This window comes from Acidimicrobiales bacterium (assembly GCA_016794585.1).
GTDB lineage: Bacteria > Actinomycetota > Acidimicrobiia > Acidimicrobiales > DATDAH01 > JAEUJM01.
The window spans coordinates 292,088-318,241 of the sequence record JAEUJM010000026.1 but is presented as its reverse complement, the minus strand read 5'-3'; the positions used below and the strand labels follow the sequence as shown (position 1 = coordinate 318,241).

22 protein-coding genes are annotated in these 26,154 nt (G+C 72.3%); 16 read left to right on the top strand and 6 right to left on the bottom strand.

The features are described from left to right. Positions 1 to 116: 116 nt before the first annotated feature. Together JNK12_14025 and JNK12_14020 are read right to left on the bottom strand one after the other, a co-directional pair. A complete protein-coding gene (locus JNK12_14025) occupies positions 117 to 1,034 on the bottom strand; it encodes an alkaline phosphatase family protein (GenBank protein ID MBL8777056.1) in 918 nt (305 codons plus the stop codon). Positions 1,035 to 1,065: 31 nt separating this feature from the next. After that, a complete protein-coding gene (locus tag JNK12_14020) occupies positions 1,066 to 2,289 on the bottom strand; it encodes an alpha/beta hydrolase (protein MBL8777055.1) in 1,224 nt (407 codons plus the stop codon). A 64-nt stretch (positions 2,290 to 2,353) separates the two neighbouring features. Here JNK12_14020 and JNK12_14015 point away from each other — a divergent pair, with 64 nt between their 5' ends. From JNK12_14015 to JNK12_13985, 7 genes are all read left to right on the top strand, one after another. Beyond that, positions 2,354 to 3,622, top strand: a complete 1,269-nt coding sequence (locus JNK12_14015; protein MBL8777054.1) for an MBL fold metallo-hydrolase — start codon at positions 2,354 to 2,356, stop codon at positions 3,620 to 3,622. Positions 3,623 to 3,697: 75 nt separating this feature from the next. Further along, positions 3,698 to 4,216 (top strand): hypothetical protein, encoded by a 519-nt coding sequence (locus tag JNK12_14010; GenBank protein ID MBL8777053.1) that lies wholly within the window; start codon positions 3,698 to 3,700, stop codon positions 4,214 to 4,216. Further along, positions 4,138 to 5,013, top strand: coding sequence for an alpha/beta hydrolase (locus JNK12_14005; protein ID MBL8777052.1), 876 nt, complete (start codon positions 4,138 to 4,140; stop codon positions 5,011 to 5,013). The genes JNK12_14010 and JNK12_14005 overlap by 79 nt, the downstream gene beginning before the upstream one ends. 52 nt (positions 5,014 to 5,065) lie before the next feature. Then, positions 5,066 to 5,920, top strand: coding sequence for a PD-(D/E)XK nuclease family protein (locus JNK12_14000; protein ID MBL8777051.1), 855 nt, complete (start codon positions 5,066 to 5,068; stop codon positions 5,918 to 5,920). Next, positions 5,917 to 6,558 carry a phosphatase PAP2 family protein gene (locus JNK12_13995; protein ID MBL8777050.1) on the top strand — a complete coding sequence of 214 codons (642 nt, stop codon included), beginning with the start codon at positions 5,917 to 5,919 and terminating at the stop codon, positions 6,556 to 6,558. Before JNK12_14000 ends, JNK12_13995 begins: the two co-directional genes overlap by 4 nt. An 80-nt stretch (positions 6,559 to 6,638) precedes the next feature. Then, positions 6,639 to 7,238, top strand: coding sequence for a DsbA family protein (locus JNK12_13990; GenBank protein MBL8777049.1), 600 nt, complete (start codon positions 6,639 to 6,641; stop codon positions 7,236 to 7,238). Positions 7,239 to 7,314: 76 nt separating this feature from the next. Further along, positions 7,315 to 8,769 (top strand): DUF1298 domain-containing protein, encoded by a 1,455-nt coding sequence (locus JNK12_13985; GenBank protein MBL8777048.1) that lies wholly within the window; start codon positions 7,315 to 7,317, stop codon positions 8,767 to 8,769. A 68-nt stretch (positions 8,770 to 8,837) separates the two neighbouring features. Here JNK12_13985 and JNK12_13980 read toward each other — a convergent pair whose 3' ends face one another. Beyond that, positions 8,838 to 9,032 carry a hypothetical protein gene (locus JNK12_13980; GenBank protein MBL8777047.1) on the bottom strand — a complete coding sequence of 65 codons (195 nt, stop codon included), beginning with the start codon at positions 9,030 to 9,032 and terminating at the stop codon, positions 8,838 to 8,840. Between the two features lie 258 nt (positions 9,033 to 9,290). Here JNK12_13980 and JNK12_13975 point away from each other — a divergent pair, with 258 nt between their 5' ends. Together JNK12_13975 and JNK12_13970 are read left to right on the top strand one after the other, a co-directional pair. Continuing rightward, a complete protein-coding gene (locus tag JNK12_13975) occupies positions 9,291 to 13,118 on the top strand; it encodes a carboxypeptidase regulatory-like domain-containing protein (protein ID MBL8777046.1) in 3,828 nt (1,275 codons plus the stop codon). A 31-nt stretch (positions 13,119 to 13,149) separates the two neighbouring features. Then, entirely contained in the window at positions 13,150 to 14,154 is a 1,005-nt protein-coding gene (locus JNK12_13970) for an LLM class F420-dependent oxidoreductase (GenBank protein ID MBL8777045.1), read from the top strand. A 13-nt stretch (positions 14,155 to 14,167) separates the two neighbouring features. Here JNK12_13970 and JNK12_13965 read toward each other — a convergent pair whose 3' ends face one another. Then, positions 14,168 to 15,109 carry a nuclear transport factor 2 family protein gene (locus JNK12_13965; GenBank protein MBL8777044.1) on the bottom strand — a complete coding sequence of 314 codons (942 nt, stop codon included), beginning with the start codon at positions 15,107 to 15,109 and terminating at the stop codon, positions 14,168 to 14,170. Positions 15,110 to 15,219: 110 nt separating this feature from the next. On the opposite strand from JNK12_13965, the gene JNK12_13960 reads away from it, so the two are divergent. Genes JNK12_13960 through JNK12_13935 form a run of 6 tightly spaced genes read left to right on the top strand, consistent with a single transcriptional unit; the run spans position 15,220 to position 21,798 of the window. Then, entirely contained in the window at positions 15,220 to 16,050 is an 831-nt protein-coding gene (locus JNK12_13960; GenBank protein MBL8777043.1) for an SDR family oxidoreductase, read from the top strand. Further along, positions 16,047 to 16,358: a hypothetical protein gene (locus tag JNK12_13955; protein ID MBL8777042.1), complete on the top strand. Its 312-nt coding sequence runs from the start codon at positions 16,047 to 16,049 to the stop codon at positions 16,356 to 16,358. The genes JNK12_13960 and JNK12_13955 overlap by 4 nt, the downstream gene beginning before the upstream one ends. Beyond that, a complete protein-coding gene (locus JNK12_13950) occupies positions 16,355 to 18,184 on the top strand; it encodes a DUF2207 domain-containing protein (protein MBL8777041.1) in 1,830 nt (609 codons plus the stop codon). Before JNK12_13955 ends, JNK12_13950 begins: the two co-directional genes overlap by 4 nt. Continuing rightward, positions 18,181 to 19,326, top strand: coding sequence for a methyltransferase domain-containing protein (locus JNK12_13945; GenBank protein MBL8777040.1), 1,146 nt, complete (start codon positions 18,181 to 18,183; stop codon positions 19,324 to 19,326). The genes JNK12_13950 and JNK12_13945 overlap by 4 nt, the downstream gene beginning before the upstream one ends. Before the next feature lie 36 nt (positions 19,327 to 19,362). Beyond that, a complete protein-coding gene (locus tag JNK12_13940; protein MBL8777039.1) occupies positions 19,363 to 20,349 on the top strand; it encodes a hypothetical protein in 987 nt (328 codons plus the stop codon). A 54-nt stretch (positions 20,350 to 20,403) separates the two neighbouring features. After that, a complete protein-coding gene (locus JNK12_13935; protein ID MBL8777038.1) occupies positions 20,404 to 21,798 on the top strand; it encodes a carotenoid oxygenase family protein in 1,395 nt (464 codons plus the stop codon). 1,129 nt (positions 21,799 to 22,927) lie between these two features. Here the strand turns inward: JNK12_13935 and JNK12_13930 are convergent. Further along, positions 22,928 to 23,896, bottom strand: a complete 969-nt coding sequence (locus tag JNK12_13930) for an LLM class F420-dependent oxidoreductase (protein MBL8777037.1) — start codon at positions 23,894 to 23,896, stop codon at positions 22,928 to 22,930. Further along, entirely contained in the window at positions 23,893 to 24,699 is an 807-nt protein-coding gene (locus tag JNK12_13925) for a thioesterase family protein (protein MBL8777036.1), read from the bottom strand. The genes JNK12_13930 and JNK12_13925 overlap by 4 nt, the downstream gene beginning before the upstream one ends. A 56-nt stretch (positions 24,700 to 24,755) precedes the next feature. Between JNK12_13925 and JNK12_13920 the strand changes: the two genes are divergently transcribed. After that, positions 24,756 to 26,144, top strand: a complete 1,389-nt coding sequence (locus JNK12_13920; protein ID MBL8777035.1) for an amidase — start codon at positions 24,756 to 24,758, stop codon at positions 26,142 to 26,144. Positions 26,145 to 26,154 lie beyond the last annotated feature (10 nt).

Sequence of the window (26,154 nt, the reverse complement as noted above, 5' to 3'; positions counted from 1 at the left end):
GGATCGAACGCACCTACCACCACCGTCGCCGCCAGGCCCGGCTCGGACGTTTGACCCCCATCGAGTTCGAGATGATCATGACCCCACAGACGGCAACCGCCGCCTGACAACCCGTGTCACCTCAACGCGCGGCAGTCCCAGGCGTTGTGGAGGATGCCGTGGTGCCCCGGCTGGGCGCCGGTGAGGATCGACGTGTGGTTGGCCAGCGTCACCGTGGGCAGCGACGACATGGCGCCGTGGGCGTAGGTGGTGCCCATGGCCATGAGCCGGGCCACGTTCGGGGCCATCCCCTTCGCCACGAGGTCGTAGAGGACGTTGGCGTTGGTGCCGTCCCAGAGGATGCCGACCACGTGCTCGGGCGGCGCCTGACCGTCGTCGATCAGGTCGTCGAGGACCCGGCCGTCCTGGCGGCGCAGCAGGCCGCCAGCGAGGGCGCGGCCGTTCTGGCCGACGCTCTCGGGCGCCGGCCCGGCACCGGCGAGGCGCAGCACCGTGGGGGCGATGTCGATGAGGCGGCAGGCGCTCGGGACCATCCCCCGGGCCGCGACGCCGGCGCCGGCGACGAGGAAGGGCGCGCGGGCCTGGACGATGCCGATGGATCCGTGCTCGCCGCGGTGGCCGCCCTGGTCCTCCCAGTTGTGCGCGGCCGAGTGCATGACGCAGAGGTCGGGGGCGGCGGGCGAGTCGAAGAGTTGCGCCACCTGCTCGAAGGCGTAGGGGTAGGCGTTGGCGGTGCGGTCCGGGAAGGGGACGGCCCGCTCGTCGGCCAGTCCGGCGAACCGGTCGGTGGCCTGGTCGCCCAGGGGGTCGTGACCCTCGACGTCGACGACGGTGAAGGCCCACGCGTCGCCGTCGACGTCCCGGGTGAAGTGGACCGAGCCGTCGGCCGAGGCGGCCTCGTAGACCGGGGCGTCGGCCGGTCCCTCGACCGAGAACACCATGTCGACGATGGGCGACAGCGCGGGGTCCAGCAGTGCGGCCCGGGCCGCGGCCTTCGCCGGGTCGTCCAGTGCAGCGTCTTCGAGCATCGTCATGGCCGCAGGCTACGACGGCGCCGCGGCGCGTTCAGGACGGACAGGTGGTCGACGCGGGAACGCCGGCGGAACGGTCGGCGAACCAGCCGACCACGTCCGGCGCGGTCGGGAACACGACCTCATGGCGGGCGCCCGGAACCGAGCGCAGCTCGACGTCGACGCCGGCGAGGCACAGTCGCTCCGCCAGTCGGTCGGTCGAGGCGGGATCGATGATGGGATCGTCGGTGCCCTGCACCAGCAGGACCGGCCCGCTGGTCGGGTCGGCGCCGACCTCGTTCTGTGCCAGCAGCTCGACCCAGGGAGCGGTGACGGTGGGATCCGCGGCCCGGATTTCGTCGATGGGGGTGAGGGCGAAGTGGACGGCGATCTCGTTGGCGCACTGCTGGCGCAGCAGCGGGAGCTCGGCGAGCGCCCCGGGCGCGAAGATCGTCGACAGGTCGGCCTGGTAGACCTCCCGCCAGGCGCCGAAGGTCATGAACGCATAGCCGAAGGTCAGCGGGAAGTTGGCGGCGACCCCGGCGAAGCGGGCCACGTCCGACACCGGCGCGACCGCCGCGGTGCCGAGGATGGTGAGCTCAGGGGCGTACTCCTCGGCCAGTTGGGCGGCGAACAACGCTCCCTGTCCCCCGGAGGAGAAGCCCCAGAGGCCCACCTCGGTGCCGGCGTCGGCGCCCGGCACCTGCGTCGCCGACCGGGCCGCGTCCAGCACCGCGTGGCCCTCGTCGACGCCGACGAGGTATCCCGCCGGCCCCGGAGTCCCGAGCCCGGCGCCATCGGGGGCGACGACGACGAACCCTGCGAGCAGCAGGTTGGAGATCCCCGGGATGTCGGCCGACGTGCGCGAAGGGGCGCACCGGTCGGCCAGCCCCGCGGTGCCGTGGGCCCAGACCACCACCGGGAACCCGCCTTCGGGCGCGGCGCCCACGGGCCGGAAGACCCGAGCCGTGGCCCAGGTCGGCTCACCGTCCCCGTTCGACGAGCGCGCCAGGATCCGCCAGGCACGCGCCTCACCGATGGACGGGCTCTCCTCGAACCACACCAGGCTCCCTGGGGGTCCGTCCCCGAGACCATCCGGCGGCCGGTAGAGCTGCTCCCCCGCCGGCAGCGCGACCGGTGGGCTCGAAGCTGCCGCGCCGCCCTCCGCGCCGCGCCCGTCCCCGTTCGTCGGGCTCCCGTCGCCGCACGACGCCAGCCCGGCCACCAGGGCGACGACCGAGGCCAGCGCAACCGCTTTCGTCACGGCCGCCCGGAGCATGGGGCGAGCGTAGGCTCGCCACCCACCGGTCCTGGCGTCAGGGCCGCCGACCCCAGGAGGCGACGTGGCCACCGACCTGCTCGAGCTCTCCCGAGCCATCCTCCACGGCGAGGGGACCGCCGAGAAGCGCCACCCCATGGCGGCCAGCAACGAGCTCTGCGAGGTCGGCGACGGCGTGGCCATGGTCGAGTCCTTCGCCAACGTCGCCGCCCTGACCACCGGTGACGGCCTGGTGCTGGTGGACACGGGCAGCGCGTTCACCGCCACGGCCGTCCACCAGGCGGTCCGCGGCTGGACCGACGAGCCCTTCGACACCGCGGTCTACACCCACGGCCACGTCGACCATGTCTTCGGCACCCCGGTGTTCGACGCCGAGAACGACGAGCAGGGACGGCCCCGGGGCCGCGTCATCGCGCAGGAGGAGGTGGATCCCCGCTTCGACCGCTACATCGAGACCGCCGGGTACAACAGCGTGGTCAACCAGCGGCAGTTCCAGCTGCCGAGCTTCCAGTGGCCCACCGAGTACCGCCGGCCCGACGTCACCTACCGCGACCGCCTCGACGTGCTCGTGGGTGACCTGGACCTCGAGCTGCACCACGCCCGGGGCGAGACCGACGACGCCACCTGGGTGTGGGTGCCCGACCGCAAGGTGCTGTGCCCCGGCGACCTGATCATCTGGTGCGCCCCGAACGCCGGCAACCCCCAGAAGGTGCAGCGCTTCGCCAAGGACTGGGCCGTCGCCCTGCGGGCCATGGCCGGCCTCGGCGCCGAGCTGCTGCTCCCCGGCCACGGCCTGCCCATCGCCGGTGCCGACGACGTGGCCATGGTCCTGAACGACACCGCCACCTACCTCGAGTCGCTCCACGACCAGACCCTCGCCCTGATGAACGAGGGCGCCCGCCTCGACGACATCCTCCACACCGTCACCCCGCCCGGCGACCTGGCGTCCAAGCCGTACCTCCAACCGATCTACGACGAGCCCGAGTTCATCGTCCGCAACGTCTGGCGCCTGTACGGCGGGTGGTACGACGGAAACCCCGCCCACCTCAAGCCCGCTCCTGACGCCGCCCTCGCCGTCGAGGTGGCGATGCTGGCCGGCGGCGCCGACGTCCTTGCCCGCCGCGCCGCCGAGCTCGCCGAGGCGGGCGACCTTCGCCTCGCCGGGCACCTGGCCGAGCTGGCCACCCAGGCCGACCCCGGGTCCCCCGACGCCCATCGAGTCCGGTCCGACGTGAACGAGGCCCGGGCGAAGGCCGAGCGCTCGACCATGGCCAAGGGGGTCTTCCGCTGGGCCGCCACCGAATCCCGCGAGAAGGCGCTCCCGCCCGGATGAGCCCGCCGGCCGGGGCGACACATCTGTAGTGCATTCGACCTAAGGGACCTCGGGACTGCGACCGATGAGGACAGGGTGGCGAACCCAGCGCGACTGGATGCGGCGGATCTCGATCGCCTGCTGACCTCGCTCCCGAGCGCGTTCGCCGTGGGGGCCTTCGGCGACGACCGCTTCGTCGCCGGTCCCGCCGGCGGATTCGTGCTCCGGGCGGCCGGCGAGGACGTGGACCGGGACGTGCAGGGCCTGCTGCAGGTCACCAACGCCACCCGCATCGCGTTGTCCGACCACCTGCCCTGGGTGCCGTTCCTCGACCCTCTGCTCGTGTCGCCCACCGCCGGGAGCCATCACCATCCCGACGTCACCGTCGTCCCCGTGGACCTGCTCGCCGACGTGCTCCACGACGGCCACCAGCGCCTCGACGTGGCCACCATGGACCGCATCTTCGTCCTGTTGGCCGAGCACCGCCTCGACCCCGCGTGGTCGTTGATCGGGTGGACCGATGAGAGGATGGGCGAATGCAGCTCGTCCGATCCAGCGACGGCGTCCACGTGGCCCTCCACGACCTCGGCGGCGACGGCCCTCCCCTCCTCCTGACCCACGCCACCGGGTTCTGCGGCCCGGTCTGGCGACCCGTCGCCGAGCGACTGGCCGACCACTTCCACTGTTGGGCCCCCGATCTCCGGGGGCACGGCCGTGCCGAGACGCCCGAGGGCCTCGACTACCGCTGGCGGGGGTTCGCCGACGACGTCCTCGCGATCGTCGAGCACCTGCGCTCCGAGGAGGGCGGGATCGGCGACGGGCCGCTCCTCGCCGCCGGGCACTCCAAGGGCGGTGCCGCGCTGCTGCTGGCCGAGCAGCGCCGGCCTGGCACCTTCGCCGGTCTCTACTGCTTCGAGCCGGTGGTGTTCCCGGGCGAGCCGATCGACCCCGACGACACCGGGTCCAGCGGATCGGGCGGTGGCAACCACCTCGCCGAGGGCGCCCTGCGCCGCCGTGCCACCTTCGCCTCCGCGCAGGACGCCTACGCCAACTTCTCGTCCAAGCCGCCGCTGAACGTGCTGCATGCGGACGCTCTCCGGGCCTACGTCGAGGGGGGCTTCCGCGAGGAGGCCGACGGCTCGGTGACGCTGCGCTGCCGGCCGGTGGACGAGTCCCAGGTGTACCGGATGGGCGGACAACACGGAGCGTTCGCCCACCTCGGCGACGTCGCCATCCCGGTCACCGTCGCCACCGGCGTCCGGGATCCGGTGGGACCCGCCGCCTTCGCTCCCCACATCGCCGAGGCGCTTCCCCACGGCGAGCTCGTCGTGTTCGACCACCTCGGGCACTTCGGCCCGCTGGAGGACCCGGACGCCGTTGCGATGAGCATCCTGGACGCGCTCCGCCCGTGACCGCGCGATCGGGGTGCCGGTCGCTGTCACCGGCCCTGCGTACGATGCCGACATGTCGCTGACGCGGCCGGCGACGCTGTCGCCCTCGAAGGTGTCCACCTTCCGGGACTGCGCCCTGGCCTTCCGCTATTCGGCCATCGACCGCCTTCCCGAGGCGCCGTCCGTGCCCGCCAGCCGGGGCACCCTCGTGCACGCCGCCCTCGAGCGCCTGCTCGACCTGCCCGCGCCGCAACGCACGGTCGACCGTGCCGCCCGCTGCCTGGCCGACGCCGCCGAAGCCTTCCGGGACGACCCCGACTTCGTGGGCCTGCACCTCGACGAGGCCGCCAAAGCCACCTTCCTGGGCGAGGCCGAGGCACTGGTCCGCCGCTACTTCGAGCTGGAGGACCCCACCACCGTGCGCCCCATCGGCCTCGAGCTGCTGCTCGAGGCCCGCATCGGCGACCTGCGCCTGCGCGGCATCATCGACCGCCTCGAGCTCGACGAGGACGGCGGCCTCGTGGTCACCGACTACAAGACCGGCCGAGCCCCGTCCGTCCAGGTCGAGCAGGCGCGCCTCGGCGGGGTGCACTTCTACGCGTACCTCTGCGAGCAGTTCTTCGGCGTGCGCCCCGCTCGCATCCAGCTGCTCCACCTGGCCGAGCCGGTGGCCATCGTGTCCGTGCCCACCGAGCAGTCCACCCGGGGCCTCGCCCGCCGGGTCGAGGCCATCTGGGCCGCCGTCGAGCGGGCGTGCGAGGACGAGGACTTCCGCCCCCGCCCCGGCCGCGGCTGCTCCTGGTGCAGCTACCACGCCTACTGCCCGGCGCAGGGCGGCGACCCTGCGCTGGCCCCCACCCGTGCCGCGGTCGACGCCCCCGTCGAGTCGCCCGTCGCCCGGCGAGCGCCGGCGCTGGTGGCGTCGTGACCGGCGCGACCCAGCCCGGCGGCAACGTCACCGACGACGATCTCGTCGCGACCGACCTGACCGCGGACGAGCCGGGCATCGCCGAGGTCGCGCCCTCCCCGGCCGATGCGTTCGCTCCGGTCGCGGCCTTCGACGCCGCCGTCGACCGCGCCTTCGACCAGTTGCGGGGCCACCCGGTGGCCGACCGGGTGATGTACGGCGCCTCGGCGCTCGGCGACTTCAGCCTCATCTGGGCGCTGCTGGGGTCGGCCCGCAGCTTGCGCTCCGAGCGCGACGAGCAGGCCTTCCTGCGCCTGGTGGTGTGCCTCGCCGGCGAGTCGCTGCTGGTGAACCAGGGCATCAAGCGACTGTTCCGGCGCACCCGGCCGGAGGTCACCACCGACCGCCCCCACCACCTACGTGCCCCCCTCACCACCAGCTTCCCCAGCGGTCACGCCAGCAGCGGAGCTTTCGCCGCCGTCCTGCTCTCCGACGGAAGCCGGATCCCTGCGGTGTGGTTCCTCGTCGCCTTGGTGGTGGCCAGTAGCCGCATCCACGTGCGCATCCACCACGCCAGCGACATCGTCGCCGGCGCCGCGCTCGGCACCGTGCTCGGCATCGTGGTCCGACGCCTCTGGCGACTGCCCACCCGGCGCTGAGCGCCGGCCGACCCACAGCCGCGCAGAGCGGGCACCGGGACGAGAGGAATGTCGACCGCTCTGAGGGCGTTACCCGGACCATGAGCACCTCGTTCGCCGTGACCTGGGACTACCGCTGTCCCTTCGCCCGCATCGCCCACCTCCACGTCGTGGAGGGACTCCGGGCCGGCGCCGACTGGGACGTGACCTTCGTGCCCTTCTCCCTCGGCCAGGTCCACCTCGACGAGGGCGCACCCGACGTGTGGGACGACCCGGCAGCCGAGCCGGGGCGCCTGCCCACCCAGATCGGCCTCGTCGTCCGCGACCAGTACCCCGAGGCTTTCCTCGACGTCCACGAGGCGCTGTTCGAGGCCCGCCACACCCACGGTCACGACCTGCGCGACGAGTCGGTGCTCCGCGACGTGCTGACCGCCCACGGCCTCGACGCCGACGTCGTGCTCGACGCCGCCCGCACCAAGGGCCTCGAGCAGCTGCGCCAGGAGCACCCCCGGGCGGTCGCTGACCACGACGTCTGGGGCGTCCCGACGTTCATCGCCGGCGACCGGGCCGTGTTCGTCCGCCTCATGGCTGCGCCCGAAGGCGACCGGGACCTCGCCGTGCGCACGGTGGAGCGGGTGCTCGACCTCCTCACCGGCTGGCCCGAGCTCAACGAGTTCAAGGCGACGACGATCCCCCACTGAGCGGTCTCCCTGCACCTGTGAAGGGTCGCCTCGGGCCCGGTGACACCGCGTCGACCGACAACTAGCCTGCGCCGACATGGTGGAGCGCGAACGGGAGGTCCGGGCGGACCGGCGCATGAGCGACCTCGAGGCGCTCATGTGGAACATCGAGAAGGACCCGCACCTCTCGTCGACGATCGCCAACGTGACCCTGCTCGATCGACCCGCCGACCTCGAGCGCTTCCGGGCGCGCATGGCCGACGCCGTCCGCCGCATCCCCCGCCTCCGCCAGCGGGTCGTTCCCGGCCTCGGGCGACTGGCGCCGCCGACGTGGCAGGACGATCCGAGCTTCGACATCGACTTCCACGTCCGGCGCGACGGCCTGCCGAAGGGCGCCACCGACCGGGACCTGCTCAACTTCGCCACCCGGTACTGGCAGGCGCCGTTCGACCGCACCCGACCGCTCTGGGCCTTCACCCTGGTCGACGGCCTCCCCGACGGGCGCGGCGCCATCGTCCAGAAGATGCACCACACCATCACCGACGGCGTGGGCGCGATGCGCATGTCCGAGCAGTTCATCGACCTCGAGCGCGACCCGCCGGACGTCGAGGGCCGCCGCGGCCCCGCCCGCAAGGGTCGCCGTACCGGCGACGAGCACCCCGACCACGAGCTCGACCCGCCCACCGATCCCGGACCCACCAACTTCTTCGCCACCATGGTCGACACCGCCGCCCACGTGGCCCGGCGCTCCGCCGGTGCCGCCCAGCGCGGCGTCAGCGAGACCGCGCACGTCCTGTCCCACCCCGGCGACTGGGGCTCGGTCGGCTCGGCTGGCGTCGAGACCGCCCGCTCGGTGGTTCGCCAAGGGCTCATCAGCGACCGAGCCCACTCCCCGCTCTGGACCGAGCGGACGCTCTGGCGGCGCATGGAGGTGCTCTCGGTGCCGATGGACGACGCCAGGCGCATGGCCAAGGCCCACGACGGATCCATCAACGACTTCTTCGTCACCGGCGCCGCCCGCGGCGCGGGCGCCTACCACCGGGCCAAGGGCGCCCCGGTGGAGGAGCTGCGCATGGCCATGCCGGTCAGCACCCGGGCCGACTCGTCGGCGGCCGGCAATTCGTTCGCACCGTCCCGGGTCCTCGTGCCCGTCGACATCGACGACCCCATCGAGCAATTCGAGGCGGTGAAGGAGCGCCTGGCCCGCACGAGGACCGAGCGGGCCTTCTCGGTGCTCGAGGGCCTCGCCGGGCTGATGAACGTGCTGCCCACCTCGGTGCTCGTGCGCATGGCCCGCCAGCAGACCGAGACCATCGACTTCACCACCTCGAACGTGCGGGGCGGACCCCTGCCGCTCTACATCGCCGGCGCCCTGATCGAGGCCAACTACCCCCTCGGGCCCCTCGCGGGCACGGCGTTCAACCTCACCCTCCTGTCCTATGACGGGGCGTTGAACATGGGCCTGGCCATCGACACCGGAGCGGTGGACGACACCGAGTTGCTGCGCACGTGCATCGAGCAGGCCTTCGCCGAGCTCTTGGCGGCCGGCTGAACGCAGGCGGTCCGCCAGCCGGTCGGCCCTGCACCGCGGGCCGACGGACGGGTCAGACCGGCAGACGTTCAGTTGGGGCTGAGCGCGTCCTCGCTGATGTCGCTGAGGCCAGGCGTGGGGGCCCGCAGGAGCGAGCGCACGTCGAGGAGGAGGTCGGACACCTCGCTGGTGGAGACCAGCTCGCGGTGCATCATGTCGCCCAGGCCCTGATCGATGAGGGCGAGCGCCTCGTCGATCGAGGTGAACTCTCGGGTCTCGGGCATCGCTACCTCCACGGGGGGCACTGACTGCACGGAACAACGGGGCGACCCGCCGGATTGTTCCGTGACTGCGGTCACGTCCCGCCCCAGGGGCTTGCTCGAACCTTACCCACGCTCTGTGACCGCAGTTCGTCATCAGCGGTGAATTCCGTGTTACGGCGACCCGATGCGGACGGCGTCCCCGATCCCGAACCGGGCCGTCACCGGTCGGTGCGGTCTGGTACCTTCCGCCGCACCGACGACCGAGGGGCCGGGTGGGGGATGCAGCGACGTCCGATCAGCAACGTTCGCCTGCTGGGCGCCGTCGCTGTTGCGGCGCTGCTCGCCACACTCGTGGTGGGTCTCTCGCCGACATCGCCGGTCGGTGCCGACGCGAACGAGAGCCCGGTCAGCTCCTTCCCGGCCCGATCGGTCAGCGCCGGCCGAGACCACACCTGCGCGATCGTCACCGATGCGGCGGTCCGGTGCTGGGGACGCAACGACGCCGGCCAACTCGGGCTCGGGGACACCGCCTCCCGCGGTGACGCCCCCGGCGAGATGGGCTCCAACCTCCCGACCGTCGACCTCGGCCCCGGACGCCACGCGACCGCTCTCGCTGCGGGGGCGTCCCACACCTGCGCGCTGCTCGACAACGCCACCGTCAAGTGCTGGGGGGCCAACAACCTGGGGCAGCTCGGCCTCGGCAACACGGCCAACCGAGGCGACCAGGCCGGGGAGATGGGCAACTCGTTGCTCGCCGTCAGCCTCGGTACCGGACGCACCGCCACGGCGATCACGGCCGGGGATGCCCACACGTGCGCATTGCTCGACAACGCCACCGTCAAGTGCTGGGGGGGCAACACGTTCGGTCAACTCGGGCTCGGCGACATCGACCACCGGGGCGACGCCGCCGTCGAGATGGGCGACAACCTACTGGCGGTCTCCCTCGGTGGCGGCTTCACGGCCACGGCGATCGCCGCCGGCGGTGAGTTCACCTGCGCGATATCCGCCAGCCAGACCAAGTGCTGGGGCCGCAATGATCGTGGTCAGCTCGGCCAGGGAGACAACGTCAACCGAGGTGATGATCTCGGCGAGATGGGCCTCAACCTGCCCGCCATCTCGTTGGGGACCTCCCGCAGCGCCACGGCCATCAGCGCCGGCAACAAGCACGTCTGCGCGCGCCTCGACAATGCCTCGGTCAAGTGCTGGGGCAGCAACTCCTTCGGCCACCTGGGCCTCGGCGATGCGTTCGACCGTGGCGACGGCGCCGGCGAGATGGGCGACACCCTCCCCGCGGTCGCCTTGGGCACCGGCCGCACCGCGAACGCGATCACCACCGGTGCATTCCACACGTGTGCCCTGCTCGACAACGCCACCGTCAGATGCTGGGGCAGCAACGACTTCGGCGAGGCCGGGACCGGCGACACCACCATCCGCGGTGACGACAGCGGCGAGATGGGCGACAACCTCCCCGAGGTCACGCTGGGCGCGGGCCGCACCGCCACGGCGGTCACGGCCGGCTCGACCCACTCGTGTGCCCGGCTCGACGACCGGTCCCTGAAGTGCTGGGGTCTCAACGACCACGGCCGACTCGGACTCGGCGACGTCGTCAACCGAGGGGGCGGCCCGAGCCAGATGGGGGACAACCTGCCCCGAGTCGCGTTGGACGACCGTGCCCGCACCCTGATCACGGTCGACGCCGGCAACGACCACACCTGTGCCGTGGTCGACAACGCCACGCTGCGGTGCTGGGGCGAGGGCAACGCCGGCCGACTCGGCCGCGGCGACACCGTCGACCGGGGCGACCAGCCGGACGAGCTCGGCAACGTCTCACCACCGATCGATCTCGGCACCCAGCGAACGGTGCGAGCGGTCTCGGCCGGCGGCCAGCACACCTGCGCGCTCCTGGACAACGGCACCGTGAAGTGCTTCGGGGCCAACAACTTCGGCCAGTTGGGTCTCGGGGACACCTTCCCGCGCGGTGACGAGCCGGGCGAGATGGGCGACAACCTGCCGGCGGTCAACCTCGGCACCGGGCGCACGGCGGTCGCCATCGACACCGGAGCACTCCACTCCTGCGCCCTGCTCGACGACGGCACCGTCAAGTGCTGGGGCCTGAACTCGAGCGGTGAACTGGGCCTCGGCGACACCACCGCCCGGGGCGACGGCCCCGGGGAGATGGGCGACAACCTGCCCACGGCCAACCTCGGGACGGGCCGCACCGCCACGGCCCTCGGCATCGGCCCCGACGGTCGCTTCGCCTGCGTGCGCCTCGACAACGGCGCGGTCAGGTGCTGGGGTCTGAACAGCAGCGGCCAGCTCGGGATCGGCGAGACCGCCAACCGCGGCGACGGCCCCGGGGAGATGGGCGACAACCTGCCCATGGCCAACCTCGGGACGGCGCGCACCGCCACCGCACTCGCCGTGGGGAACCGCCACGTGTGCGCGACGCTCGACAGCCGCGCCACCAAGTGCTGGGGCGAGAATTCCAACGGTCAGCTCGGGCTGGGCGCCACCGACGACCGCGGCGACGCACCTGGGGAGATGGGCAACGCCCTCCCGGCCGTCTCTCTCGGCACGGGGCGCACGTCCGTCGCCATCACGGCGGGCGGTGACTTCTCCTGCGCAGTGCTCGACAACGCCGCCCTCAAGTGCTGGGGACGCAACGCCGACGGCCAGCTCGGACTGGGCGACACCGACGACCGTGGCGAAGCGAGCGGCGACATGGGCAACCCGTTGCCACCGCTCAGCCTGGGCGCCGGGCGCACCGCCACCGCGGTGACTGCCGGGCGGGCCCACACCTGCGCCCGCCTGAACACCGGGGCGGTCAAGTGCTGGGGGCTCAACACCGCCGGTCGTCTCGGGGTCGGCGACAGCAACACCCGCGGTGACGCCGGCGGGGAGATGGGAGACAACCTGGCGTTGGTCGACCTGGGATCCGCGCCAGGTTCCGCCGTGTGGGGCCGGGTCACGAGTGCCACGACGGGTGCGCCGCTCAGCGGTGTCTTCGTCGTCGTCATGCGCTCCGACGACTTCTCGATCGAGCGCGGTGCGGTGTCGGCGAACGACGGCACGTTCTCCGCAGCGGTGGAACCCGGCTCGTACTTCGCCTACCTGATCGACGGCACCGGCAGCCACACCTCCGGGTTCGCGGGTGCTCCGACCCTGCTCAACGTGGCCGCGGGAAGCGTCGCCGATCTGGCTGCGCCCATGGCCCCGACCCGGGGCTCGATCACCGGCACCATCACCGAGTCCGGCCCAGCCACGCCGATACCGGGAGGCATCGCCATCTCGCTGACGGGGGGCGGCGTTCCCGAGGTCGCGCCAGTGGGCGACCCCAACGGCGCCTACGCCCTTCCCGCCCTCACGGCCGGGCCGCACTACATCGGTTTCGTCGATCCGTCCGGCGCCCATCCGTCACGCTTCCACCCGAACTCCCCCAACGTGCCCGATGCCACCCCGCTCGCAGTCACGGCGGGCGGGTCCGTGTCCGCCAGCGGATCGCTCCCCACGCAATCCGCCACCGCCACGGGCGCCGCCCTCACCGGCACGGTCGAGAACGACGCCGGCCAGCCACTGCGCGGGGTCATGGTCGTCGCGATGCACGCGGCCGACTTCCGCATGGCCCGCGCCGTCCTCACCGGCACCGCCGGCCAGTACTCCATCGACGTGACCCCGGGCAGCTACAAGCTCGTCTTCCTCGACGTCACCGGCCGCCACGACATGGAGTGGTACGACGACGAGGCTTACTTCGGCATCGCCAACGCGGAGAACGCCACGGCGCCGGGGACGGCCGACGCGCAACTCGACCGTCGGACCGGCACCTTGAGCGGCACCGTCACCCGACAGGAGAACGGGAACCCGCTCGGCGGTGCGTGGGTGGTGGCCATCGGCCCGACGGGACCGATCGGCAGCACCATCACGGCACCCAACGGCACCTACGCGATCGCCGGGCTGCCACAGGACAACTACCGGATCGCCTTCGTCGACCCCACCGCCAGCCGAGGCACCGAGTACTTCGACGACGCGGCCGACTACTTCACGGCGACGCCGGTCGCCGTCACCGCCGGCGACACGACGACGGCCAACACCGCACTGGCGCTCCTCTGATCCCCCTGACCGCCTTCGACCTCTGGATCCCATGACCACCGCCGACGCGCCCCTCGGGCTCACCTTCGCCAGCTTCATGAACCTCGGCCCCGAGGCGGCGCTCACCGCCGCCCGCCGGGCCGACGAGCTGGGCTACCGCTCCTTCTGGACCGCCGAGACCACCGGTCCCGAGGCCTTCTCCCTGCTGGCCGCGGCGGGCGCGGCGGCTCCCGGCCTCGACCTCGGCACGGGTGTGCTCGCCCTGCAGCTGCGCACGCCCATGGTCGTGGCCATGGCCGGCGCCACCCTCCAGGCCCTGCACCCGGAGCGCGAGATCCTCCTGGGCATCGGCATCTCGTCGCCGGTGGTCACCGAGCGCTGGCACGGGGCGCCCTACGGCGACCGCCCCCTGGCCCGGGTGCGCGAGTACGTCACCCTCGTGAAGGAGTGCCTCACCGGCGAGCCCGTCACGTTCCAGGGCGACTTCTACCAGTGCAAGAAGTTCCGCCTCGGGGTGCGCCTGGGCGAGCGCCGCCCGAAGGTGGTCGTCGGCGCCCTCAACCCGAAGATGCTCGCCCTCGCCGGCGAAGTGGCCGACGGCGTGCTCCTCAACTACCTGCCCGCCTCGCACGTGGCGTGGTCGGTCGAGCAGGTCCGCAAGGGAGGCGACGCCGACGTCTACGCCTATGTCCACGCCGGCGTCTGCGAGCGCGAGGACGGCATCGACTACGCCCGACGAGACCTGTGGTCCTACGCCGTGGTCGACGCCTACGCGGCCAACTTCGAGCGGGCGGGCTTCGGTGACGAGGTGGCGCAGATCCGCGAGTGCCAGGCCGCGGGCGACCGCGACGCCGCCATCGCCGCGGTGTCCGACCGCTTCGTCGACGCCATCGACGTGATGGGCGATGCCGCCCACGTGCGGGCGACCGTCGAGGACTACGTGGCCGCCGGCGTGGACGTCCCGGTGCTGATGCCCCTGCCGTGGGGCCCCGACCGCATGGCGGTCATCGACGCCACCATGACCGCGGCGGCCGGCGTCGGCGCCGGCGAGGGCTGAGGGCTGAGGGCGCTCAGCCGACGTTCATGTCGAAGTCCTCGGGGAGCTCACCGCCGGCTTCGAGCCAGGCCATGATCACCTCGGGGAACTCCCGCGGGTTGTAGATGTCCTCCTCGTAGGACCACTCGCCGTTGCCGGCGTAGTGCAGGACGCACAGCGTGGGCACGTCGAAGGTGCGGTCGCCGCCTTTGGGGTCGGGCAGGCGGTTCTGGCACCAGAACACCAGGCGGTTGCCGTCGATGATCCACCACTCGTACGGGAACTCCATGGTGGGGAACGGCTGCATCACGCCGTTGATCCAGGCGCGGATCTCCTCCCGCCCGTTGAACATGCCGTAGTGGTGCTCGAAGTACCGGGCGTTCTCGCTGAACTGGTTCGCCCACGGGTCCCAGTCCCCGGTGGCCACCGCGGTCTGCGCCCGCTCGCGGTACTTGGCGAACTCGGCCTCGATCTCCTCGCGGGGGAACACCTCGGACGACGGCTCGGGCGTGTAGTCCGGGATGCCGGTGAGGGAAGGGTCTCGCGGCGTGTCCCGCCGCCCGCCCGCCGCCAACCACGCGCCGAAGACCTCCTCGGCGTGCACGGGGTTGTACACGTCCTCCTCGTAGTCCCACTTCCCGTCGCCGGCGTAGTTGAGGATGGTGGCGTTCGGGAAGCGGTAGGGCGTGTCGCCGCCCGCGGGGTCGGGCAGGTTGTTCCAGATGTAGAAGACCACCCGGTCGCCGTCGACCACCCACCAGTCGACCGAGAAGGTCATGGCCGGGTAGTCGGCCATGCAGGACGTGATCCACTGCTCGATCTCCGCCCGGCCGCTGAAGCGCCCGAGGTAGTGCTCGACGTAGGTGGCGTCGTCGGTGAACAGGGCGGCCCACGCCGGCCAGTCCAACCCGTGCGCCCCCACCCGCAGGAACTCCTCGAACGCGGCTCGGACCTCTGCTTCAGGATGTGCCCCCATGGCCGCCGATGGTAGGTCACCCGCAGGTGACGGGCGTCGGCCTCTCCTCGGGTGGTCGCGCACCCGGGTCCCTGGGCTCGCTGTCAGTGGGCACGTCTACGATCGCCCCCATGGAGCTGCGGGACAAGGTCGTGGTCGTCACCGGCGGCGCCAACGGCATCGGGCGGGCGCTGTGCCGCCGGTTCGTGGCCGAGGGCGCCCGCGGCGTCGCGGTCGCCGACCTCGACGGTGGCGCCGCCGCCGCCGTGGCCGACGAGTTGGGCGACAGCGCCTTCGCGCTCGAGGTCAACGTCGCCATCGAAGGCGACGTCCTCCGCCTCGTCGAGATCACCGAGGAGCGCTTCGGCCCCATCGACCTGTTCTGCTCGAACGCCGGCATCGCGTTCCCCGCCGGCGGGGTCGAGGCGCCCAACGAGGGCTGGCAGCAGATCTGGGACGTCAACGTGATGGCGCACGTCTACGCCGCCCGCGCCGTGCTGCCGTCGATGATCGCCCGGGGGGAGGGCTACCTGCTCAACACCGCCTCGGCCGCCGGCCTCCTGACCAACCTCGGGGCGGCGCCCTACTCCGCCACCAAGCACGCCGCCGTCGGCCTGGCCGAGTGGCTGGCCATCACCCACGGCGACCAGGGCATCAAGGTCTCGTGCCTCTGCCCGCAGGGCGTGCGCACCAACATGCTCCTCGGTCCCCCTGGCGGCGAAGGTCCCGAGGGTGGCAGCCCCGCCGAGCTGGCCGGTGCCGTCGTACTCGCCCAGGGGGCGATCGAGCCCGAGGACGTCGCCGACGCGGTCGTGGCCGGCCTGGCGGACGAGCGCTTCCTCATCCTCCCCCACCCCGAGGTGGGCGACTACTTCCGCAACAAGGCCGAGAACTACGACCGGTGGATCGGCGGCATGCGCAAGCTCGGCCGCAAGGTCGCGGAGGCCTTCGGAGCGCCGTGAGCCGCACTTCCCTCCGCAAGGGCCACGCGCCCGACGCCGGCCCGGTCGCCGACGCCGCCCTGGCCGCCCTGGGTCTGCGCCCGGGCGATCACGTGCGCTTCCGGCGCCGCGACGGCGGACGCTGGCACGAAGGCGCCGTCGAGCGCGTCGAGCGCGACGGCAGCATCGGGCTGCGCGACGCCAAGGGCGCCGCCCGCGCCCTGCCCCTCGACCGGCTCGAGGTCCGCACCACCGGCCCGCGAGGAGCCACCACCTGGGAGCCCTGCCCCGAGCGGGCCGCCCGAACCGAACAGATGAGGCTGCTGTGACCGCACCGGGCGCCGCGCGCCGCCTCCTCCCCCTCGCTCTGTTGGTCGCTCTGGTCGTCGGCGTCACCGGCTGCTCGCTGCCCGAGGAGCGCGGCTTCACCATCACCCACATCGACACCGAGGCGGTGCTGAACACCGACGGGTCGATGGACGTGGTCGAGCGGGCCACCTACGACTTCACCGGCGAGTTCTCGGTGGGCGTCCGGGACTTCGAGTCCGCCGGCTTCGACTACGAGATCACCGACATCGAGGCGTCCGAGGGCGGCGAACCGCTCCCCACGATCACCGACACGCCCAGCCTCTACGAGTGGGACCTCGACGGCGACCTCGAGGGCTCACCGTCGACCTCGGGCACCCACACCTACGAGTTGCGCTACACCGTCGAGAGCGCCGCCATCGTCCACCCCGACGTGGCCGAGCTCTACTGGAACTGGATCGGAACCACCTCGCCGGGCACCGACCGCCTCGACGTCGACCTCCAGGTGCCCGGGCCTGGCCGTCAGGTGCGGGCGTGGGCCCACGGCCCCCTCAACGGCGAGCTCGAGCGTGAGGGCGACCACATCCTGCTCTCGGTCGACGACGTGCCCGCCGGCCAGTTCGTCGACAGCAGGGTCCTCGTGCCCGCCGATCGCTTCACGGTCGAGCCCTTCGGCCCCCCGGTCGAGGACCAGATCGTCGCCGAGGAGACCCGCCTCGCCGAGATCGCCAACGAGCAGCGCGCCCTGGCCGCCGACCAGGCCGAGCGTGACCGTCAGATCCGCCAGTTCTTCAACATCGCCACCCTCGTGGTCGTCGCGGCGGCCTGGCTCGTGTTCTTCCTGGTGTGGCGCAAGTGGGGCAAGGAGCCGCCCGCCCCGCCCGACATCGGCGACTACTGGCGCGAGGTGCCCGACGACCCGCCCGCCGTGGCCGTCGCGCTCCTCAACTGGGGCACCGTCAGCCCCACGGCGTTCGCCACCACCACGGTCGATCTCGCGCAACGCGGCTTCCTCACCATCACCGAGACGCCCGGCGAGGGCGGCCTCTTCGGTTCGAAGACCGAGTACCGCTTCGACTGGCAGGGCAAGGACACCTCGGGCCTCCTCCCCTTCGAGCGCGACCTGCTCGGCACCCTGTTCCAGACCGGGCAGAGCGTCACCCAGACCGAGTTCACGGCGTGGGCCCGCGCCCACCAGAGCGAGTCGGCGAAGTTCTGGTCACGGTTCCAGAAGCAGGTCGGCGACGAGTTCGACCAGCGCGGCTACGTGGCCCGGAACCGCCCGATGCCGTACCTCATCCACTTCGCGGTGATCGCCGTGGTGGGGCTGTTCGGCTTCCTGGCCTTCGGCGCCGACGCCAAGGTCGTGGGTGGCGCCGCCTTCGCCTCCGCGCTGGGCCTGCTGTTCTGCTCCGGGCTGCTGCGTCAGCGCACCCCTGCCGGCGGCGAGCGCTTCGCCCAGTGGAACGGCCTCAAGCGCTTCCTCGCCGACTTCTCGCGCCTGGACGAGGCCGTCTCGGGCGACATGATCATCTACGAGCGCTACCTCGTCGCCTCGGTCGCCCTCGGGGTGGCCGACCAACTCGTCGCCGGCCTCCAGGCCCGCTTGCCCGCCGAGGTCGACCAGACCCAGTTCGCCACGTGGTACGTCGGCAACTCCGCGGCCGGCATGGGCCGGGGCTTCGGGTCGATGGGGTCGATCGGCACCTTCGCCTCGAACTTCGGGACGAAGGCCACGAGCAGCTTCACCCCGCCCAGCTCGTCGAGCAGTGGGTCGGGCTTCAGCGGCGGCGGCTTCTCCTCGGGCGGCGGCGGCGGCGGGGGCGGCGGCGGCTTCGGCGCCCGATGAGCACGACCGGCCCTGCCGAGCACCAAGTGCCCCACGACCCCACCCTCGCCGTCTACGAGGCCCATGCCGACCGCTGGCGGGCCGAGCGTGAGCCGCCGGACCGGGAGCCGGCGCAGGCCTTCGCCGAGCGCTTACGCGTCGCCCTCTCCGACGGCGTGCCGTCCCAGCCGGTGGTCGACCTCGGCTGTGGGCCGGGTTGGTTCACCGCCGACCTGGTGACGGGCACCGATGCCACCCCGATCGCGCTCGACTACGCCGCCGCCATGCTCGACCTCGTCCCCGAGTTCGCCCCTGGCGCCGTCCGCCTCCAGGCGTCCCTCACCGCGCTACCCTTCCGGCGCGGCGCCCTCGGGGGCGCGTACGCCAACAAGAGCTACGTCCACGTCGCGCAGACGGCCACTCCCCTCGCCCTCGCCGACCTGCACCGCGCCACCGTCGAGGGGGCACCGGTCGAGCTGCTGCTGTTCGAGGGCGACGTCGATCTGGCCCCGAACGAGACCGACGACTTCCCCGGGCGGGAGTTCTCGAAGTGGCCCGAGGCGCGCCTGGCCGACGTCGTCGTCGGCGCCGGCTTCACCCTCGAGCGCATCGACACCGGCGGCGGCACGAAGCGGCGCTCCGGGTTCCGGGTCATCGCCACCCGGGCGCGCACCCTGCCCGACACCGTCGGCCCTGGCATGCGCCTGCTCATGTGTGGCCTGAACCCCAGCGTCTACTCGGCCGACGTGGGCAGCGGCTTCGCCCGGGGCGGCAACCGCTACTGGCCCGCGGCGCTGGCCGCCGGGCTGGTCTCCCGGGCCCGCGACCCGTGGGACGCCCTGCGCACCCATCGCGTGGGCATGACCGACGTGGTGAAACGGGCCACCGCCCGAGCCGACGAGCTGTCGCCCGACGAGTACCGCGAGGGCATGGCCCGTGTCGGCCGACTGGTCGAGTGGCTCCAGCCGAAGGCGGTGTGCTTCGTGGGTCTCGCCGGCTGGCGCACGGCGGTGGACCGCAAGGCGGTGGCGGGCGTGCAGCCCGAGGGCCTCGGCGGCGTGCCCGTCTACGTCATGCCGTCGACCAGCGGGCTCAACGCCCACTCTTCGCTCGACGACCTCACCGGGCACCTGCGGGAAGCGATGGCCCTCGCCGACTCCTGAACGCCCGCCCGACGCTCACGCCGTAGGGTCGCGGGCATGGGAGTGCGCCTCGAACCACAGGACGAGTACCTGCACGAGTTGGGTCCCGAAGAGACCTTCAACGAGTCGATGTACTTCAACGTCTACGACCCTGCCAACAACCTGGGCGGGTTCTTCCGCCTGGCCAACCGGGCCAACGAGGGGCGGGGCGAGATGACCGTCTGCCTCTACCTGCCCGACGGGAGGGTGGGCTTCATGTTCCAGCGCCCCGAGGTGCACAGCAACGACGCCTTCGACGCCGCCGGCATGCGCTTCGACGTCGTGACGCCCTTCGAGGAGCTCACCGTGCGTTACGAGGGCAAGGTCGTCATGCTCGATGACCCCCTCGCCATGGCCGACCCCCGCGTCGCCTTCACCGAGAACCCCTACGAGCGGGCCACGGCCGACCTCACCTACACCCGGGTCAGCGACATGGTGGGCGGCGAGCCCGATCAGCCGCACGAGCGCCCGGGCGAGGAGTTCGCCAAGGGCCACTACGAGCAGCTCGTGCGCGCCACCGGCACCATCACGGTCGGCGACCTCTCCTGGACGGTCGACGGCTTCGGCCTGCGCGACCACTCCTGGGGCCCACGCACCTGGCAGGCGCCCTGGTACTACCGCTGGCTCACGGCGAACCACGGCCCCGACTTCGGCTTCATGGCCTCGCGCATCGCCCGCCAGGACCGCGACGGCACGCGGGGCGGGTTCGTATGGGAGGACGGGGTGCTGCACCTGTGCAACCACAGCGAGATCTCGACCGAGTGGGAGGGTGAAGACCACTACCACCAGGGCATCCACGCCCTGCTGCGCTCGGGCGACCGGGAGTGGCACATCGACGGCAAGGTGCTGAACCTCATCCCCCTGCGCAACCGTCGCGACGGCCGGGTCACCCGCATCTCGGAGGGCCTCACCGAGTGGCACGTCGAGGGCAAGCCCACCGGGTACGGCCTCTCCGAGTACCTCGACCAGATCATCGACGGTTCGCCGGTGGGCATCGACGAGTGACGCCCGCCTCGGACCCTCTACAGTGAACGGTGTTCACCACCTGAGGGGGCACCCGTGTCGGTCGATGCCGAACCCACCGTCAACCCGTGGCTACAGGGCAACTTCGCCCCGGTCGACGACGAGCTGACCACCCGGGCGCTGCCCGTCACCGGCGAGATCCCGGCGGCCCTCACCGGTGAGTACCTCCGCAACGGCTTCAACCCTGCGGTGACCCCCCGGCCCAGCTACCACTGGTTCGACGGCGACGGCATGCTCCACGGCGTCCGCCTCGAGGGCGGCACGGCGTCGTACCGCAACCGCTGGGTGCAGACCAAGGGCCTCCAAGCCGAACGGCGGGCCGGGCACCCCCTCTTCGGCGGCATGTCCGAGTTCCTGCTGCCCGACCCCGACCTGATGGCCGAGGTCGGCATGATGAAGAACCCGGCCAACACGAACATCATCCGCCACGCCGGCCGCCTGCTTGCCCTCTGGGAGGCCGGGTCGCCCACCGAGCTCGACGCCGATCTCGTCACCCTGGGCGAGACCGACTTCGACGGCGCGCTGGTCAGCGCGATGACCGCCCACCCGAAGCCCGACCCCGACACCGGGCGCCTGTGTTTCTTCGGGGCGGGCCCTGCCGCGCCCTACCTGCACTACTACGAGCTCGACCCCGCCGGAGCCGTGGCGCACCACGCGCCCATCGACCTGCCCGCGCCGGTGATGATGCACGACTTCGTGGTCACCGAGCGCCACGCCGTGTTCTTCGACCTCCCCGCCGTGTTCGACATCGAGGGGATGCTCAACGGCGGCCCCATCGTGCAGTGGAAGCCCGAGCACGGCGCCCGCATCGGAGTGATGCCCCGCGACGGCGGCAACGCCGACGTGCGCTGGTTCGAGGTCGACCCGTTCTACGCCTACCACTTCCTCAACGGCTGGGACGACGGCGACGCCGTCGTGGTCGACGGCTGCCGCGCCGACGACCTCGTCATCGGCTTCGGCGACACGGAAGGCGCGCCCCCCGCGTTCCCCCACCTGCACCGGTGGCGGCTCGACCTCGCCACGGGGGCGGTCACCGAAGAGGCCCTGGACGACCGGTCCGGCGACTTCCCCCGCATCAACGACGACCTCGCCGGACGACCCAACCGCTACGGCTACGTGGCCAACGCGGGCGAGCTCACCCAGACCGGCGCCCGCTTCGAGGGCGTGGTCAAGTACGACCTCCGCGACGGCAGCTCCGTCGAGCATCGCTACGGCGACCACCACGTCTGCGGCGAAGCGGTCTTCGCGCCGGATCCGGGCGGCACGGCTGAGGACGACGGCTGGCTCCTGAACTTCGTCTACGACCGTGCCGAAGACACCTCGGACTTCGTCATCCTCGACGCCCGCGACCTCACCGCCGAGCCCGTCGCCGTGGTCCACCTCCCCCGCCGCGTCCCCTTCGGCCCCCACGGCAACTGGCTGGCCGACTGACCGCCGGCGCTCGCCGTCAAGGGCGAAGGCAAAGGCAAAGGCAAGAGCGCGAAGAACGGGGCGGGGTGGTCTGCACACGCCGGCGCCCCGGTCCACCTCCCCCGCCCGGTCCCCTTCCGACCCCACGGCAACTGGCCGGCTGACCGCCGGCTCGCGATCAAGGGCGACGGCAAAGGCAGAGGCGCGAAGAACGGGGCGGGGTGGTCTGCACACGCCGGCGCCCCGGTCCACCTCCCCCGCCCGGTCCCCTCCGACCCCACGACACCTGGCCGGCTGCCCGCCGGCGCTCGCAATCAAGGGCGACGGCAAAGGCAAAGGCGCGAAGAAGCGGGGCGGGGGCGGCCGGAACGCCGGCGGCCCCCGCCTACCGCCACGCACCGTGGTCAAGAGCGATGCCGCCGCCGCCATTCCACCGCCTCGCTCCCATCCCATCCGATTCTTTGGCCGTTTGACATCGCTATGCGACGTCAAACGGCCAAAGAAAGCCAGGCCCCGACCTGAACGAGCACGCTCCGTGAGATCCGAGGCAACCCGGACCGAATCGTGGTCGTGAGCCGCATGAGCGCGTACCCGGCACCGCCTTCTTCGCGTCATTTCGGACCGGCGCGAGGGGCCCGGACGCCGCTGACGGATCGGCGGCGCGAACGGGGAGGCGACGGGCGCCGAAGCGGGAGCCAGCGCCGCAGAGGAAGAGGCGTCGTGATCGTGAGCCGCACGAGCGCGATCCAGCATCCCCTTCCCTGCGGCTTTTGCGACCGATGCGCACCACCCCAGTCGCCGCCGACGGATCGGCACCGAGAACGGCGGGGCGACGGCGCCGAAGCGGGAGCCAGCGCCGCAGTGGAAGAGCCGTCGTGATCGTGAGCCGCACGAGCGCGAGCCAGCATCCCTTCCCTGCGGCTTTTGCGACCGATGCGCACCACCCCAGTCGCCGCCGACGGATCGGCACCGAGAACGGCGGGGCGACGGCGCCGAAGCGGGAGCCAGCGCCGCAGAGGAAGAGGCGTCGTGATCGTGAGCCGCACGAGCGCGTACCCGGCACCGCCTTCTTCGCGTCCTTCCGGACCGGAGCGAGGGGCCCGGACGCCGCTGACGGATCGGCGGCGCGAACGGGGAGGCGGCGGTCGACTTAGGTGACCGGCGCGAGTGCCCGGTAGGCGGTCTGGGGGTCGGTGCCGAAGGGCAGCAGCGCGAGCGCCGGCGTGGTGACGCCGTTGGCGACGTAGCGGGCGATGTGCTCGCGGCAGGCCTCGGCGGGACCGTGGACGATGAGCTCGTCGACCACCGAGTCGGGGATCGCGGCCAGCGCCGCCTTGCGGTCGCCGGCCTTCCAGAGGTCCCACATGGGCTGGAGCCGCTCGCCGCGGCCCAACCAGTCGTGGAAGGCGGCGTACACGGGCACGTTCAGGTAGGCGGCGATGGCGAAACGGCCCATGGCCCGCACGGTGTCCGCGTCCTCGGAGACGGCCACGAAGATGCGGGCCACGATCTCCTTGCCGGGCCCGCCGGCGTCGACGTGGGGCTTCACGGTGGCGACGTCATCGGCCGAGAGCCAGTTGATGATGGCGCCGTCGCCCTCGCGGCCGGCGAGGCGCAACATGCCGGGGCGCAAGGCCGCGATCAGCAGGGGCACGGGCTGTTCGGGGACGACGCCCAGCTTGAAGCTGCGGACGGAGAAGGTCTCGTACTGCTCGGTGACCTTCTCACCCGTCAGCGCGGCCCGCAGGAAGCGCACCATGTCCCGGGTGCGCTCGTAGGGCTGCTCGAAGGGGATGCCGTTCCAACCCTCGACGATGACGTTCGAGGACGTGCCGATGCCGAAGGCCAGTCGGCCCGGCGCCGCCTGGGCCAGTGAGCCCACCGACTGGGCGAGGCAGGCCGGGCCGCGGGTGAACGCCGGGACGATGGCGGTGCCCAGGCGCAGTGACGGTGCCCACACCGAGGCCAGCGCCAGGGGTGTGAAGGCGTCGGCCCCGTTGGCCTCGCTGGACCACACGTCCGTGTAGCCGAGGTCGGCCAGCTCGCGGACCCAGTCGGCCTGGGCGTGGAGGGGGACGTCGTCGAACGGGATGGTCATCCCGTAGCGGGCGTCGGTCATTTCGGCTCCTCCCAGAAGCGAACGATGGTGGACTGGCTGGCCGTGGCGAGCAGCGTGTGGTCCTCGGCCCAGAGATGGACGAGGCCGTGCCCGTAGCCGTTGTCCACGGCGTGCACCCGGATGTCGAGCAGCACCCACTCGGTGGGGACCAGTCGGGCGACCCGCAGCGTGTTGTCGAGGCTGTTGCCCCCCGCCCGTTGACCGAGAGCCTGGCCGATGCCGAAGGGCACGTAGTCGCCGAGGATGGCGAGCGCGGCCCCCGACATCTCGAGCAGCTCGGGCATGCGCACCCACAAGGCGCTGCGACCGTCCTCGGTGGGGGTGCCGTCGAGCTCGTCCATCTCGCGACCGAGGGCGAGGCGCTGGTCCAGACGGGTCATGAGGGTGTTGGCGTGCTCGGCGCGGTAGGTGCGGTGAGGGCAGTCGTCGGGGTCGGGCACCTCGGGACGCTGCGCCCACTGGCCGGCGAGGTCGAGCGGGCGCGACCCCAGGGCTGCGTTCACGGTCAGGATCTCGGTGTCCCCCACCCGGCCCACGGCTCGGGCCTGGGTGGTCTGGCGGCCCGACTGGGGCACGGTGACCTCGATGTCCATGACCGATCCCGGTCGGGCGTAGGAGAGGTATTGCGCGGTCGCCCACACGATGGGACGGCCGGTGGCGCCCTCCATCGCGCCGATGGTGGCCCCGAGTCCACAACCGCCGAAGAGGAAGTGACCCATGGTCGAGATGCCCGGGGTCACCGGCAGACGCCACCGCATCGGGTCGTCCGTCGCCTCGAGCCCCAACCACTTCACGGCATCCATCTGGTGCGCGCCCTCCCTTTCGTCGCCGCCGACTCTACGTGCGCTACAACTCCGTGATGCCCGACGCCCCCTGGACCGGTGATGCCTGTTCGCTCGTCGACGCCTTCCGCGCCGGTGAGCGGTCCCCCCTCGAGGAACTGGACGCCACGCTGGCCGCCATCGAGGCCAGCGAGCTGAACGCCTTCTCGCACCTCGACCCGGAGGCGGCCCGTGCCGGCGCCGCGGCCGCCGACCCGTCGCTCCCGTTCGGCGGTGTGCCCCTCGCCATCAAGGAGCTCGAGCCCGTGGCGGGCTGGCCCGCCACCCACGCCTCGCTGGTGTTCCAGGACCAGATCGGCGACCACGACGGCCTCCAGGTCACGCGCCTGAAGGAGGCCGGCGTCGTCCCGGTGGGCATGACCACCGCCAGCGAGTTCGGCGGGCTCAACATCAGCACCACCAAGCTGAACGGCGTCACCGGCAACGCGTGGGACCCGTCGCGCACGGCGGGCGGCTCCTCGTCCGGCTCGGCGGCCGCGGTGGCCGGTGGACTGCTCACCCTCGCCACCGGCGGGGACGGCGGCGGGTCCATCCGCATCCCGGCCGGCTTCAACGGCCTGCCCGGCCTGAAGGGCACGGCCGGACGCATCCCCCGTGGCCCTCGGACCGAGATCGCCCCGCTCACCGTCGTCCTGGGCTGCCTCTCGCGGTCCGTGCGCGACATCGCCCGCTACTACGACGTGACCGCCGGCTTCGATCACCGCGACCCCTACAGCCTTGCGAAGCAGGACGGGTGGGAGGCGAACCTGGGCACCCGCGAGCTGCGGGGCAAGAAGGCGGTGGTGGCCCCGGACCTCGGGAGCGCCATCGTCCGCCCCGAGGTCGAGGCCTTGGTGCGGGCCGCGGGCGAACAGCTCGCGCTCGACGCCGGCCTCGTCCTCGTCGACGTGCCGGTGCGCCTGCCCGGCCTCGGCCTCGAGTGGGCCATGACCAACCTGGTGCAGCTCAAGTCACTGCTGGGGGACCGCTACCCGGACTGCAAGGACGACCTCACCCTCGAGATCGCCTTCGGCCTCGAGATCGCCCACCAGATGTTCGACCTGAGTCTGGCGGCGCGGGCCGAGCAGGCCAGGACCGCGGCCAACGAGGCGATGGCCGCGGTCTTCGACGAGGTCGACTTCATCATCTGCGCCACCAATCCGGACGTGGCCTTCCCCGCCGAGGTCAGCGTGAACACGCGGGTGGGCGACCAACAGGTCGGCGTCGAGAACAACGGCGCTCTCACCATCCCCGCCAACATCGTGGGCAACCCGGCGGTCTCCATCCCGGTGGGCACGGTCGACGGGCTCCCGGTGGGCATGCAGGTGATCGGCCGCCACCTCCAGGACGCCTTGCTCCTCGACCTCGCCCTCACCGTCGAGCGGGAGCGGCCGTGGGCGGTGCCGGCCCCCGGAGCGCCCCGCTAGCCCGCCCGGG